Here is a 13,415-nt window from a genome sequence, read left to right as displayed (position 1 = left end):
AGCGTCAGTCGTCTGTCCGAGCCATAGACTCGCCAGGCCACGGTTAATGAGACCTGGGCGCGATAATGGCCTCTTGCCTGGAAACGGCTTTCACATAAGTCGATACATGGGCTGTTCAAAATCTTCCGGTCATGCTAAAACCTTCAAAGCGCTTTACCTAGCTGCTTGAAAAAGAAGGGAAAAATATGACGAAGTCGGAGTTGATCGAACGAATTGTCACCCATCAAGGACTCCTCTCATCCAAAGATGTGGAGCTGGCCATCAAGACGATGCTTGAGCAGATGTCGCAATGCCTTGCCACTGGCGACCGTATCGAGATACGGGGCTTTGGCAGTTTCTCCCTGCACTACCGCGCGCCCCGCGTCGGTCGCAATCCCAAGACCGGACAATCCGTCAGCCTCGACGGGAAATTCGTCCCTCACTTCAAGCCCGGAAAAGAATTGCGTGACCGGGTGAACGAAGAGGAAGAGCACGAACTCCAATAGCCGTTATGGGGGGAGTGGATGCTGTATGCGAAATCTGAAACGTCTGAGCTTCTTCGTCGTCGTCCTGCTGATCGTATCGGCGACGGTAGTATTCGTGCTTGAAAACCAGCAGTCCGTGACGCTGGTGTTTTTCGGATGGACTGCACCCGAGCTGTCCATTGCCGTGCCGGTTATTCTGGCGTTTCTCTTGGGTATGTTGATTGGTCCGGTAGTAGCCTTTATTTTGGGGTTCGGAAAGCGCCGTCGGCTTGCGGTTCGCGGGAATCGGCAGGCCGTGCAGTAAACAATTTGCAAAACATATCGCTGGGGATGTCCTGTCCGGACCTCTATCATGCAGCCCCTCCCGCAATCTCCTATTGATCAGGCTACTCTTGATACGCTTGGTTTCGTATCTGCCGTCTGGTCTTGCTCCAAATATAAAGGACTAATACATGACGACTTCTTCCCGATATTCGCAGGACGCGGACGAGATTGACTTGATTGAAGTGGCCCGGGAACTGTGGGCTCAAAAGACCCTGATTATCCTCATCACGCTTATCGTTACCGTCGCTGTCGGGGCTTATGCATTTCTGAGCAAGCCTGTGTACGAAGCGAAACTGTTTCTGCAGCCGCCCACCTACAACAGCATCGCGGATTTCAACTATGGCCGCACCAAAGAGGCCGAACTTGATCCGTACTCGGTGAAGGATGTTTACGATGTATTCATTCGTCGTCTTCAATCTGAATCGTTGCGTCGCAAGTTCTTTGATGATGTTTATCTGCCATCACTTCCCAAAGATAAACAGGAAGGTTCCAGGGAACTGCTTTACGCCGCGTTGCTTGCTGATCTGACCATTGCACCCGTTCGAGGATCTTCCGACCGTTATGAGATCAGTGCGCGGACAAACGATCCGTCTGTTGCTGCGCAATGGATAACCGAGTACCTCAAGCGCGCGGATGATGTCGCGAAAGCCGAGATGATTCGCAACGTGACCCGGGAGGCCGAGGTCCGCGCCCGCAACATCGAGCAGCAGATCGAAACCCTGCGCATCAGCGGCAAGGAAGCTCAGGAAGACAGCATCGTGCAGTTGAAGGAAGCGCTGCGCATCGCAGAGTCGATCGGCCTGGAGAACCCGCCGCTGATCTCCGGTAATCTTTCTTCTGAGGTCTCAGCTGCCATGGACGGTCAACTGACCTATATGCGCGGTGCGAAAGCGCTGAGGGCCGAGATCAGAAACCTCGAAGAGCGCGAGTCGAACGACCCCTTCATCGAAAACCTGCGCGACCTGCAAATCAAGGCCGGCTTCTATCATGGGCTTAATGTTAATCCCGAAGATGTCGCCTTATATCGACAAGATGGCAACGTGGAAGAGCCTGATCGTCCGATCAAACCCAAGAAAGCGCTCTTGTTGTTGGTGGGCGTTCTAGGTGGCGGTGTCTTGGGTGTCGTAGTCGCGATCGCTAGGTATGTTGTGAGACGTTTCCGAACTGCAAAGAGAATAGACCCATCTCAGCTGTAGGAAAATTCATTACAGAGTGATGTCAAGTCTTGGAAATCTGCTCATTTGATGGCACGATGATTTCATACCTGTAGGTGGAAACATGCCGTGGCATTTCCAAGCACATCAACCGCTAGAGTTGACGCGCCTGCATTGATTGGACTGATGACAGGCGGTTGGTTTGAACAAGGCTGTTTTAGAGCGCAGTGATTCTCATTTAGAGTCAATCAATCTCTTTTCTTTTTTTGAAGTGGTCTGGCAGCGCAAGTTGTCAGTCGCGCTGACCGTTGGCGTGTGCCTTATTACCGCGTGCGCTTACTTATTCCTGACCCCGCCAGTCTATGAGGCCAGGACTTCAGTACTGCCTCCTTCGGCGAATGGCATCGCCGCTTTCAATGCGGGCCGGTCGGAAGAGGAGGGGGTCGTACCTTTCACCGTTGATGACGTCTACGGCATCTTCCTGCGCAACCTGCAATCCGAAGCGTTGCGTCAGAGATTTTTCGAAGAGCTTTACCTGCCTTCGCTGAGTGCCGAGCAACGCGCGGGTTCACGCACCGCGCTGTACGGTAAGTTCATGCGGTCCATTTCGGTTGTGGCCACCGATCCAGTGGTGCGTGGGCAGAGCCTGGCTCCACTTGGCCGCAACAGCGTGCGCTTCCTGCACACCAACGCGCCGCAGGCAGCGCACTGGCTGCAGACCTATATCGACTGGATCGAAGAAGCGTCCAAGACCGAGATGATCCTCAACGTTTCAAGCGAGAATCAGGTATTGGCGCGCAATATAGAGTTGCAAATCGCTGGCCTGCGCGAGAGCGCCCAGTTGAATCGCCGCGACTTGCTGGCTCGTTTGAATGAGGCCTTGCGCATCGCCGAAAACATCGGCCTGGAGAATCCACCCATTATCACGGCTGGGGGGCCCTCGCGCATTTCGGCAGACATGAATGGCTCGCTTGTTTACATGAGGGGCGCCAAGGCATTGCGTGCGGAGATCGACAATTTGAAGTCCCGTACTTCTGACGATCCTTTCATCCCGAACTTGCGAGCCCTGCAGGCGCGCGCCGAATACCTGCACGCCATCCAGATCGATCCTGCCACGGTGAGGGTGTATATCGGCGATGGCGCAGTCGAGGCGCCTGAAAGACCCGTCAAACCGCAAAAGGTATTGATCGTCTGCCTCGCACTGATTCTGGGTGCCGTCATTGGCGTCCTGATCGCGAGTATTCAGTACCTGGCAGGCATGCGGCGCAACATTTCCCTCTTCAAGTGAGCCGATACCTGGTCACACCTTGAAACGTTAAAGACAAGACGTAGCGGGCTCAGTCGCTATGCTACGTCGCCCTTTTTGAGGGCGTGGTTCTTTAAGTCTGTTGAGAGGGACTCTCATGCAATACCCGAAAATCATTCACCATGGTGCAGTCGAGGGCGTCACGGGTTCGTGTCACCAGTTGGCGCTGGACGCCGCGCTGAGCCTGTTGATTGACTGTGGGCTGTTTCAGGGTGAGGAGGCAGCGACCCAGCGCCGGCTGAACCCGGAGGGCCCTTCGTTGGAAAACGTGGTGGCCTCGATCAAGGCGCTGGTCGTCACCCATGTGCACGCCGATCATGTAGGAAGGCTTCCCGAACTTCTCGCCGCCGGGTTCAAGGGCCCGATCCTTTGCAGCGAACCATCGGCGTTACTGCTGCCTGTGGTGCTCGAAGACGCGTTCAGCATTCAGTACAGCCACGAGGGTGCGCTGGTCGAGCGCTACCTCAAGCAGATCGCCGAACGCGTCATTGCTCTGCCGTTCGATCACTGGTTCGGCATCGTCGACACCCCTGAGCTCAAATGCCGCATCAGGCTTCAGCGTGCCGGGCATGTTCTGGGGTCGGCGTACGTCGAATGCGACATTGAGTACCCACTGGAAAACCGGAGCAAGCGGATCGTATTCTCGGGTGACCTGGGGGCATCGGACACGCCAATCCTGCCGAGTCCCGTGTCACCTGAGCGCGCCGACACGCTGGTACTGGAAAGCACCTATGGCGATCGCCTGCATGAAGACCGCAGCACGCGGCATGAGCGCCTTGAGAAGGTGATCGAACAGGCGCTCGCCGATCAGGGCACGATCCTTATCCCCGCGTTCAGTCTGGGGCGCACGCAAGAGTTGCTCTACGAAATCGAAGATATTCTCCACCGCAAAGCCATTCCCGGTACCTTGTCGGCCAAGAGCGAAACGGCGCAAACGGGCGGAATGGGCGTTGACTGGCCAACCCTTCCGATCATCCTCGACTCGCCATTGGCGACCAGGCTGACCGCGGTGTACGAAGGACTTGCCGATTACTGGGACGAGGAAGCGACCCTTCGTACGGCTGGCGGGCGAAATCCGCTCAATTTCAAACAACTGATCAAGGTCGAGACGCATGCCGACCATTTGCAGGTGGTCAATTACCTGACCAGCACCCGCAGACCCGCTATCGTGATTGCCGGCAGCGGGATGTGCTCCGGCGGTCGCATTGTCGACTACCTCAAAGCCATGCTCGGTGACACGAGGCATAATGTCGTATTCGTGGGTTATCAGGCCAAAGGCACGCCCGGCGCCTCGATTCAAAAGCATGGGCCGCAAGGCGGTTATGTCGAGCTTGATCGGGAGCGTTACGACATTCATGCGGGAATCACGACATTGGGCGGATATTCTGCACACGCCGATCAGCAGGGTTTGGTAAAGTTCGTGACTGAAATGTCACAGTGGCCGTCCGAAATCCGGCTTGTCCACGGCGAGCCACAAGCAAGGAAGGCATTACGCAGCGTGCTGATGAGGAAATACGAACTCAAGCGCATGCCATTGATTATCGAATAAGCGGTCCTCCGACGACCTGCCTGGATGAAATCTGCCAGGCAGACGGACCGACTCAAGACGCATCAGCCAGCAGTAAGGCCGCAATGCGATGGACGCATACGCAAGCGGTGACAGGAGATGGATATTTTAAGCGTTACCAGTGCCCCACGTCAGATATCGCAGGAAAGCTGGTATCTGGTGCAATGCAAGCCTCGTCAGGACGCGCGTGCTCAAGACAACCTGCTTCGTCAGGGCTATGAGTGTGTTCGGCCCATATGTGTCCGCCGGGAAGTGGTCAAGGGATCCATGCAGTCCCTTTCCGAATCGCTTTTCCCGGGTTATCTGTTCATCAACCTTCCATACGACACCAGTTGGGCGCCGTTGCGCTCGACTCGCGGCGTGGCCCGTATCGTCAGCTTTGGCGGTAAGCCACTGGCCGTTCGCGCGTCATTGGTCGCCGAGTTGAAGAGCCGGGTGATCGATACAACGGCTGCGCCGCTGAAGGCGGGCGCAACCGTGAAATTCCAGCACGAAGAATACGCAGACCTCGACGCCGTTTTCCTCGGGAAGGACGGCGAGGAGCGTGTGATTCTGCTGATCAATATTTTGAACCGCCAGCAACAGGTCAGTGTGCCGCTGGCGAGCATAGCGTTGGGCTAAACCAGGCCGACTTGTCGTCGGCCAGACAATCAGAAGCTGCGTTTTCAGGAAACGAACGTTAAATCCTGGGGCGGTAGCGTGTCCGAAGAGACCTATGACCAAGAATACAGACCTGCTGCTCACCCGTTCGCGCCTTGCCCGACGTTCAGCGGAACCTTCGCGATGATGCCAGCAAGTTATCGAAGACTTCTGAGCGTGGCGCTACGCAGTCTGACGCTCGGCTGCAAATTTGTGCTCGTCTTTTTTTTGGCCCGGTTGCTGAATCCTGAGGACCTCGGGTTATACGGCTTGATGGTCGTGACTGTCAGTTATGCACTGTATGTGTTGGGATTTGATTTCTACACCTACACGACCCGCGAACTCTTGAAATATGATCGGAGTCGTTGGGGCGAATTTTTGAAGTCTCAAGTTGCACTAACAGCAGTGCTGTACGCATTGGCGATGCCGGGGCTGTCCATCTTGTTCTACCAAGACCTGTTGCCTTGGGCGTTAATGAGCTGGTTTTTTGCTCTTTTGGTGTTGGAACATCTCAATCAGGAGCTCAGCAGATTGCTCGTAGCAGTTTCAGAGCAATTAACGGTCAGCGTGATGCTGTTCGTCAGGTCAGGCGCCTGGGCGATTTTGGTGACGGCCTTGATGTATTACGACGTGGATTATCGTACGTTGCCAGTAGTGCTGGGCGCTTGGCTGATTGGTGGTAGTGTGGCTATGGTAATCGCCATCCATAAGCTTTCGCGGCTGAATATCGGAGGATGGCGGGCCGACGTTGATTGGCGTTGGATTGCGACAGGCTTGAAGGTAGCGGTTCCTTTGGTGATCGCTACCTTGGCGCTGAGAGGAATATCGACGGTTGACAGGTATTGGTTTGAACACACCGCCGGGCTGCGCTACTTAGGTGCTTATGTTCTATTCGCCGGTCTCAGTGCGGCGCTAATCTCATTTTTAGATGCTGGTGTATTTTCATTTATCTATCCCAACATGATCAAATTGCATCATGACGGAAATGTTGATGGGTTTAATGCAGAGTTTAAAAGGTTAGCGACACATACGATCGTCCTAAGTGTCTTATTTGGTTTTATTGCCTTATTGGCAATTGGCCCGATTCTAGAATGGCTGGGGAAGGACCTTTATATCCAAGAAAAGTATCTCTTCCCTTGGGTGCTGGCTGGGGCCGTAATGAGCGGCCTGAGTATGATTCCTCATTATGGTTTATATGCCAAGGGACTCGACTCTCCTATTATTAAAAGCCATTTGGTAGGATTTATAGCTTTCTGCGGTTTGGCGTGGGTCCTGGTTGATCTGATAGGCGCGATCGCAATTCCAGTAGCAGTGTTGGCGGCGCAGGTCCTAATTCTGTGTTGGAAAACATTGAGTTATTTTTACGACACAAGATGTGCTCGTCAAAAATCTATTAAAAGTATGTAAGGGAGTGAATATGTTCACTAATAAAACCATTCTTATCACCGGTGGTACAGGGTCCTTTGGCAACACTTTTGTTCCAATGACTCTGGCAAAATACAATCCGAAAAAGATAATAATTTTTTCTCGCGATGAAATGAAGCAGTGGGATATGGCGAAGAAGTTCGCCGGCGATCCCCGCGTCAGATTTTTTATTGGTGATGTTCGTGATAAGGATCGCTTGTACAGAGCGCTGGACGGCGTTGATTATGTGGTTCACGCCGCTGCAACCAAGATCGTTCCAACAGCCGAGTATAATCCGTTCGAATGCATCAAAACCAACATCAACGGCGCAATGAATCTGATTGACGCCTGTATAGATAAGGGCGTGAAGCGAGTGGTGGCACTGTCTACTGACAAGGCAAGTAGCCCAATCAATTTATACGGTGCTACTAAACTTGCGTCCGACAAAATGTTCGTAGCAGGCAACTCTTACGCCGGTGGACATGATACTCGGATGGCGGTAGTGCGGTACGGCAATGTCATGGGATCAAGGGGATCGGTTATTCCTTTCTTCATGTCAGTGAAAGACACAGGCGAAGTTCCAATCACCGATGCGCGAATGACACGCTTCATGATCTCGCTGGAGGAGGGAGTAGAGCTGGTGTGGCACGCGTTCGAGGATATGGAAGGAGGCGAAATTTACGTCAAGAAAATTCCTTCCATGAAAGTTACGGATCTTGCGCGCGTAGTCGCTCCAAATGCCAGTCAAAAGATCGTCGGTATTCGCCCTGGGGAAAAGCTGCACGAGCAGATGATCAGTGCAGAAGATGCTTATTATACGTACGAATACCCTGAGCACTTCAAAATTCTTCCCGTCATCAATGAATGGGCTAGCTGCCCAACCAGAATAAAAGATGGGAAGAAAGTCCCCGAAGGGTTTGTTTATTCAAGCGATAACAACAGTGAGTGGATGTCTGACGAAGATTTGCAGCGATGGATTGAAGCGAATGAAGGAAAAATAGGGAGTATCTGAGAATGATTCCATATGGCCGGCAGGATATTACGCAGGCGGACATCGATAGCGTTGTTGAGGTTTTGCAATCTGACTTCCTGACGCAGGGACCGAAGGTTCCAGAGTTCGAGGCCCGTGTGGCGAAACATGTAGGCGCGAAATATGCCCTCGCTGTTAACAGTGCAACTTCCGCCCTGCATATTGCCTGTCTGGCTTTGGACCTGGGTCCGGGAGATTGGTTGTGGACGTCGCCCGTGACCTTCGTAGCATCCGCGAATTGTGGTGTTTATTGCGGGGCGAGCGTCGACTTCGTCGATATCGATCCGAAAACGTACAACATTTGCCCAAACGCATTGAGCCTTAAGCTTGAAGATGCAGCTCGCGAAGGAAAGCTGCCGAAGGTACTGGTCGTCGTGCACCTTTGCGGCCAATCTTGTGATATGCAAGCCATACATGCTTTGGCCATGCGTTACAGTTTCAAGGTGATAGAGGATGCATCTCACGCGATTGGTGGTAAGTATAAAGATCAATTTATAGGTGGTTGCCAATACAGCGATATAACGGTATTCAGTTTTCACCCTGTGAAAATTGTCACGACAGCCGAGGGCGGCTTGGTGCTGACCAATAGCTCGGCGCTTTCGGAAAGGATGGAGCTGCTGCGAAGTCACGGTATTACGCGCAATCCAGACCTGATGGAAGAGGCCAATCCTGCACCTTGGTATTATGAGCAGATTGATCTAGGCTACAATTATCGGATGACTGAGTTGCAGGCCGCGTTGGGAATCAGTCAACTGGACCGCCTCGATGAATATGTCAGTAAGCGGCACGCTCTTGCGGCTCGGTATGATGACATGCTTGCCTCGCTACCGGTAGTAACACCTTGGCAGCATCCTGAAAGCTATTCCGGCTTTCATCTCTACGTAATACGCCTTCAGTTAGATCAAATATCAAAAAGCCGCCTGGAGGTGTTCCGTTCTCTACGTGCCCAAGGCATTGGTGTGAACGTGCACTACATTCCTGTGTATAAACAGCCTTACTATAGGCAAATGGGATTCAGCGGCGAGGGCTTTCCCCAGGCTGAGGCCTATTATGAGGAAGCGATTAGCCTCCCGCTTTTCCCAACGATGTCTGAAGTCGACCAGGATACTGTAATCGCAGCTCTACATCAGGCGTTGCTGTGATGAGACTGGCCGTTATTCCTGCCCGCGGAGGAAGTAAGCGAATTCCTCGTAAGAACATCAAGGAGTTTGGTGGTAAACCTCTGATTGCTTGGTCCATCGAAGCTGCTTTAAAGAGTAAATGCTTTGATCGGGTGATAGTGTCCACTGACGACGTCGAAATCAGCAATGTTGCTAAAAACTATGGGGCAGACGTCCCCTTCATCAGGCCTGAAAATCTTTCCGACGATTTCACCGGAACGATCCCGGTTATCCAGCACGCAATCCAATCGCTTTCCAGCGACGGCACCGATTTCCAAGAAGTATGTTGTTTATACGCGACTGCTCCTTTCGTCAGACCTGACGACATCAGTCGCGGGCTGCACGAGCTGAACTTATCCGATGCGTCGTATGCGTTTTCCGTTACGAAATACCCGTTTCCTATTCAGCGCGCGGTCAGGCTGAATGAAGAAGGTCGTGTTCAAATGTTTAGCCCGGAAATGTTCAGCGTCCGGTCTCAAGATTTGGAGGAGGCTTATCATGATGCGGGCCAATTTTACTGGGGAAAAACTCAAGCTTGGCTTCGAGGAACCCGCATCTTTTCAGTGGAATCAGTGCCTGTTCATCTTCCGATGCATCTCGTTCAAGATATTGATACCGAGGAAGACTGGATCCGGGCAGAGTGGATGTTCAAGGCGTTCGCGTTAGCCTCCGGAGAGAATTAACCCGCCACAGTCTTCCGTTAGCTATTTGACAATAGGGGAGCGCGCGGTCTGAATGTTTGGGGAGATGATTGTGGAAAATAGCAGCGGCAACGTTTATAAACTCAGACTGATGGGTGATGAACATCTCGACCTGGTTTTGGGTTGGCGTAATCATCCGGAAGTTCGGCGTTACATGTATACCCAGCATCTTATCAGCATGGAAGAGCATCAAGCTTGGTTTAAGCGCGCTTGTGCAGATGACGCGAAATGTCTTCTAATCTTCGAAAAGCTGGGAAAGCCGATCGGTTTTCTCAACTTTTCGCTCCAAGGCAAGGGAAGGGTGGCGGACTGGGGTTTTTATATGGACCCCGACCATCAGAAAGGCGATGGCCGGCATCTTGGCTTAGAGGGGTTGCGTTACGGGTTTGATAATTTAAAATTGCATAAAATATGTGGCCAAGCGCTTGAATATAATAACGCCTCCATCGGGTTTCATGAGTATTTAGGGTTCGTACAGGAAGGTTGTTTGCGAAGTCATGCATTTGATGGTAAGGAATATAATTCTGTAATCTGCTTCGGACTCCTGGCCGAAGAATGGGCCAGTGACAAGGTTAAGGTATGAAGACTCCTACGATTAAGATCAATGGTCGCTGCATCGGAAGTAATGAGCCGCCTTACATTATTGCAGAATTGTCGGCGAACCATAACGGTAATATTGAGACCGCAAAGGCTATTATTAGAGAGGCTAAGCTGGCAGGCGCTGACGCTGTAAAATTACAGACGTATACCGCTGATACCATCACGCTTAAATCCGACGGTCCAGACTTCCAAATTCGAGGCGGTTTATGGGATGGCAGAACGCTCTATGATCTATATCGAGAAGCCCATATGCCATGGGATTGGCATCGGCCCCTTTTTGAATTTGCACGAAGTTTGGATATCACGATTTTCAGTTCGCCTTTTGACAAAACTGCGATCGATCTTCTTGAAGATCTTAACACCCCTGCTTACAAAATTGCTTCATTCGAAGCGATCGACTTGCCACTGATCAGATACGCCGCGTCCACCGGGAAGCCCTTGATTATCTCGACGGGGATGGCTGATGCTGAAGAGATATCTGAGGCGATCAGTGCTGCACAGGAGGGGGGCTGTACAGAGCTTGCCATTTTGCACTGCGTGAGTGGATATCCAGCTCCGGCTGCTGACTATAATCTTCATACTATTTCGGATATGAGGAAGAGGTTTGGCTTGGTAACGGGGTTGTCGGACCATACACTGGATAACACAACTGCGATAACCAGCGTTGCTCTAGGTGCGTCGATCATTGAGAAGCACGTGACGCTAGATCGAAATAACGGTGGCCCCGACGACTCGTTTTCTCTACAGCCTGCGGAGCTGGCGGCGCTTTGCCGTGACACTAAGACCGCCTGGAGCGCTTTGGGGAGCATCGACTATGGGCGAAAGTCCAGTGAGGTCGGAAATGTGCAGTTCCGGCGGTCACTGTACTTCGTTAAAGCACTTAAAGCTGGGTCCGTAATTACAGAAGACTGTATCCGGAGCGTTAGGCCTGGATTTGGCGCGTCTCCCAAAATGCTTGATAGAATTCTGGGCTGTACAGTGACCCGTGATGTTTTAATCAATACTCCGGTGCTACTCGATGAGCTCGACTTTGGTTAAGAAAAATGTTAGATCGTTATTGCAGCGCCTGCCTATGTCACTGCAATTAGCCATCGCGGACCTGTTCTGGATATTATGGGAGTCTAAGCTTCAACTTTACCGGGCAAATCGTCTCCGCAAGCGAGGGATGGCGGAATTCAAGATGTCCGAAGAACAGACCGCTAAGTCGGATTGTCACATTCTCGCATCAGGTTGGAGTCTGAATTATACTTTCAACACAATTCCCCGGTCTGCCGCTTATGTGATTGGTTTCAACTATTCGTTTTTGAAATGTCCTGACCCGGACATTCACTTTATAGAATGTGCCTCTCATAAGGATAAACGCTTTATCCAAGCAACAACGTGGATTTACTCTGGCCTGAAAAAATCAAAGGCGTTTGATTGTTCTAAGATTGTCTTTAAAAATATATCCGAATTAAAAAATTCGCATAACATGATAGCAGGGCTTTACAGTGATAATGGACTGTTTATGCAAGATCGCCATTTTCGGATATTTAGCCCGCAAGGTGTGCCGCATATTCTGAAGAAAGCTCTGGCTGAACGCAGTGTCTTGCCCCAGGCGGTCTCAAGCGTGATCAGCATGATATTCCTTGCTCGAAACATGGGGTTCAAGAATATCGTTATTCACGGCCTGGATTTCGGCGGGCCGCATTTTTATGGCAGCAGCCCAGAGGCAATGATTTTTGACGATGCGGCGGACATTGGGTTGGTCCCTCTTTCGGATGAGATGGTAACGCCACACAAAACGGCGATAGGAGAGAGCGGAGTGGGAACGCGCACTCTTCTAATCGAGCTGAAGCGCTCATTGGAACAGGAGGGCGTGACTTTGCTTTCTGCCTCGAAGGTATCCCCCTCGTCTGAACTATTGGGAGTTTGGGTTCCCGAAGGTGCTGGGGTCGATAATGCGTCATAATATTTTGGCGAGATTTATATATCTCACTATGCTATGCCTCAGCTGTGCTTACGTTGGGTTGTGTGCAGCAGCGTTTTATTATGGTGACCTCGCATTGAGGACAAGCGTTGTAATAGTCGGTACACTCATTTTTTTTATGATGCTTGCTAACCGAGGAAGAAGACTCGGGCAGCCTTTTGTATGCACGATATTGGTATTCTTATGTATCTTTGGATTTTCGTGGCTTAATTCTGAAGAAACCTCATTTCGAAGCGTGTTCACAGTGTTTATACTTTTGGGGTGCTTTGGCGTCGCTTGGTTCACCTTGGACTACGAAAAGACTGCCGTATTTTTTGAATACCCTTTTTACTTGATGCTCGCCTTTAGCCTGTATCTCATTGTTGTAGAGGGGTATGGCCCATCTCAGTTTAATAACCTGTTGGAAGGTTCTAGCAGGAACGTCTATTCAGGCGCGCTGATAGCGCTTGCAAGCGGATACATTTATTCTCGTGTTTTAACAGGCAAAGTTATAGCGCTGTGGCCTTTGTTCTTGGTCGTCGTTATAAGCATTCCTCTGTATAGCCGCAATGGGCTTGTAATTTCGGTCCTTCTATTTTCTTTCGTATTAATCAAGCGTAGTCCCATAGCGGCAGCGGTGTGTGCTTTTCTTTCAATGGTTGCCGTTGCTTTGTTCTGGAGCCAGATAATGGACGTCGTTATGGTGGACACTAATCTTGGTGCGGGGCTCACAAGTGATCGTTTCAAAATTGCAGGCGATTTCCTTGCGCATTTAAACTTCCTGAATGTTCTCAAAGGTACAGACTTGAGCCAGGTCGACGCTGTCGTCGATTTCGGTGGGAACCCTCACAATGCTTACATTAGACTGCAGTCATTTTATGGAGCTGCTCTGTTACCCTTTCTTGTAGTGGTGTTTGTGTCGCTAGTCCAACTTCTGGTAGATAAAAAATATCTTCTGGCTTCTGTTCTTTTTTTATATTTGTTTAGAGCCTATTTCGATATTTTTTATTTATTCAATCTTTTCGATTTTCTCGTTTTTCCATTGGTTTTTCATTGGTACTTCCGTAGGTATCTGAACCAGTATCGTAATAGTGGCGACGCGCTGTTGAGGTCTTGAG

General features: G+C 51.1%; 14 protein-coding genes. All 14 read left to right on the top strand.

The genetic code is table 11. The features are described from left to right. The first annotated feature begins 185 nt into the window (after positions 1 to 185). The 14 genes from ihfB to BMZ10_RS09500 all read left to right on the top strand — a co-directional run bounded on the left by ihfB (position 186) and on the right by BMZ10_RS09500 (position 13,414). Positions 186 to 485, top strand: coding sequence for an integration host factor subunit beta (gene ihfB / locus BMZ10_RS09565; RefSeq protein ID WP_037011901.1), 300 nt, complete (start codon positions 186 to 188; stop codon positions 483 to 485). Between the two features lie 25 nt (positions 486 to 510). Then, positions 511 to 768 carry a lipopolysaccharide assembly protein LapA domain-containing protein gene (locus tag BMZ10_RS09560; protein WP_093460657.1) on the top strand — a complete coding sequence of 86 codons (258 nt, stop codon included), beginning with the start codon at positions 511 to 513 and terminating at the stop codon, positions 766 to 768. Between the two features lie 148 nt (positions 769 to 916). Next, on the top strand, positions 917 to 1,984 hold the full coding sequence (locus BMZ10_RS09555) for an LPS O-antigen chain length determinant protein WzzB (RefSeq protein WP_093460654.1): 1,068 nt from the start codon (positions 917 to 919) through the stop codon (positions 1,982 to 1,984). A gap of 160 nt (positions 1,985 to 2,144) precedes the next feature. Next, positions 2,145 to 3,230, top strand: a complete 1,086-nt coding sequence (locus BMZ10_RS09550) for an LPS O-antigen chain length determinant protein WzzB (RefSeq protein WP_093460651.1) — start codon at positions 2,145 to 2,147, stop codon at positions 3,228 to 3,230. 115 nt (positions 3,231 to 3,345) lie between these two features. After that, complete coding sequence (locus tag BMZ10_RS09545; RefSeq protein ID WP_093460648.1) at positions 3,346 to 4,797, top strand: MBL fold metallo-hydrolase RNA specificity domain-containing protein; 1,452 nt, start codon at positions 3,346 to 3,348, stop codon at positions 4,795 to 4,797. A gap of 117 nt (positions 4,798 to 4,914) precedes the next feature. After that, positions 4,915 to 5,436, top strand: coding sequence for a transcription/translation regulatory transformer protein RfaH (rfaH, locus tag BMZ10_RS09540; RefSeq protein ID WP_177182096.1), 522 nt, complete (start codon positions 4,915 to 4,917; stop codon positions 5,434 to 5,436). Positions 5,437 to 5,514: 78 nt separating this feature from the next. Next, complete coding sequence (locus BMZ10_RS09535) at positions 5,515 to 6,861, top strand: lipopolysaccharide biosynthesis protein (RefSeq protein WP_256214459.1); 1,347 nt, start codon at positions 5,515 to 5,517, stop codon at positions 6,859 to 6,861. A gap of 10 nt (positions 6,862 to 6,871) precedes the next feature. Beyond that, positions 6,872 to 7,870 (top strand): UDP-N-acetylglucosamine 4,6-dehydratase (inverting), encoded by a 999-nt coding sequence (gene pseB, locus BMZ10_RS09530; RefSeq protein WP_093460645.1) that lies wholly within the window; start codon positions 6,872 to 6,874, stop codon positions 7,868 to 7,870. Between the two features lie 2 nt (positions 7,871 to 7,872). Continuing rightward, positions 7,873 to 9,030: a UDP-4-amino-4,6-dideoxy-N-acetyl-beta-L-altrosamine transaminase gene (gene pseC / locus BMZ10_RS09525; RefSeq protein ID WP_093460642.1), complete on the top strand. Its 1,158-nt coding sequence runs from the start codon at positions 7,873 to 7,875 to the stop codon at positions 9,028 to 9,030. Next, on the top strand, positions 9,030 to 9,731 hold the full coding sequence (gene pseF, locus BMZ10_RS09520) for a pseudaminic acid cytidylyltransferase (RefSeq protein ID WP_093460639.1): 702 nt from the start codon (positions 9,030 to 9,032) through the stop codon (positions 9,729 to 9,731). The genes pseC and pseF overlap by 1 nt, the downstream gene beginning before the upstream one ends. A 70-nt stretch (positions 9,732 to 9,801) precedes the next feature. Next, complete coding sequence (gene pseH, locus BMZ10_RS09515; RefSeq protein WP_256214458.1) at positions 9,802 to 10,332, top strand: UDP-4-amino-4,6-dideoxy-N-acetyl-beta-L-altrosamine N-acetyltransferase; 531 nt, start codon at positions 9,802 to 9,804, stop codon at positions 10,330 to 10,332. Next, positions 10,329 to 11,387, top strand: coding sequence for a pseudaminic acid synthase (gene pseI, locus BMZ10_RS09510; protein ID WP_093460636.1), 1,059 nt, complete (start codon positions 10,329 to 10,331; stop codon positions 11,385 to 11,387). The genes pseH and pseI overlap by 4 nt, the downstream gene beginning before the upstream one ends. Further along, positions 11,368 to 12,300 (top strand): hypothetical protein, encoded by a 933-nt coding sequence (locus BMZ10_RS09505; protein WP_143070279.1) that lies wholly within the window; start codon positions 11,368 to 11,370, stop codon positions 12,298 to 12,300. Before pseI ends, BMZ10_RS09505 begins: the two co-directional genes overlap by 20 nt. After that, positions 12,290 to 13,414: a hypothetical protein gene (locus tag BMZ10_RS09500; RefSeq protein ID WP_143070278.1), complete on the top strand. Its 1,125-nt coding sequence runs from the start codon at positions 12,290 to 12,292 to the stop codon at positions 13,412 to 13,414. Before BMZ10_RS09505 ends, BMZ10_RS09500 begins: the two co-directional genes overlap by 11 nt. Position 13,415: the final 1 nt, after the last annotated feature.

The organism is Pseudomonas sp. NFR16 (assembly GCF_900108875.1).
GTDB lineage: Bacteria > Pseudomonadota > Gammaproteobacteria > Pseudomonadales > Pseudomonadaceae > Aquipseudomonas.
This window is presented reverse-complemented; position numbering and strand designations above follow the sequence as displayed.

Coding starts and splice junctions, on each gene's coding strand:
- ihfB (WP_037011901.1), top strand. CDS start 186: ATGACGAAGTCGGAGTTGATCGAACGAATTGTCACCCATCAAGGACTC.
- BMZ10_RS09560 (WP_093460657.1), top strand. CDS start 511: ATGCGAAATCTGAAACGTCTGAGCTTCTTCGTCGTCGTCCTGCTGATC.
- BMZ10_RS09555 (WP_093460654.1), top strand. CDS start 917: ATGACGACTTCTTCCCGATATTCGCAGGACGCGGACGAGATTGACTTG.
- BMZ10_RS09545 (WP_093460648.1), top strand. CDS start 3,346: ATGCAATACCCGAAAATCATTCACCATGGTGCAGTCGAGGGCGTCACG.
- rfaH (WP_177182096.1), top strand. CDS start 4,915: ATGGATATTTTAAGCGTTACCAGTGCCCCACGTCAGATATCGCAGGAA.
- pseB (WP_093460645.1), top strand. CDS start 6,872: ATGTTCACTAATAAAACCATTCTTATCACCGGTGGTACAGGGTCCTTT.
- pseC (WP_093460642.1), top strand. CDS start 7,873: ATGATTCCATATGGCCGGCAGGATATTACGCAGGCGGACATCGATAGC.
- pseF (WP_093460639.1), top strand. CDS start 9,030: ATGAGACTGGCCGTTATTCCTGCCCGCGGAGGAAGTAAGCGAATTCCT.
- pseI (WP_093460636.1), top strand. CDS start 10,329: ATGAAGACTCCTACGATTAAGATCAATGGTCGCTGCATCGGAAGTAAT.
- BMZ10_RS09505 (WP_143070279.1), top strand. CDS start 11,368: ATGAGCTCGACTTTGGTTAAGAAAAATGTTAGATCGTTATTGCAGCGC.
- BMZ10_RS09500 (WP_143070278.1), top strand. CDS start 12,290: ATGCGTCATAATATTTTGGCGAGATTTATATATCTCACTATGCTATGC.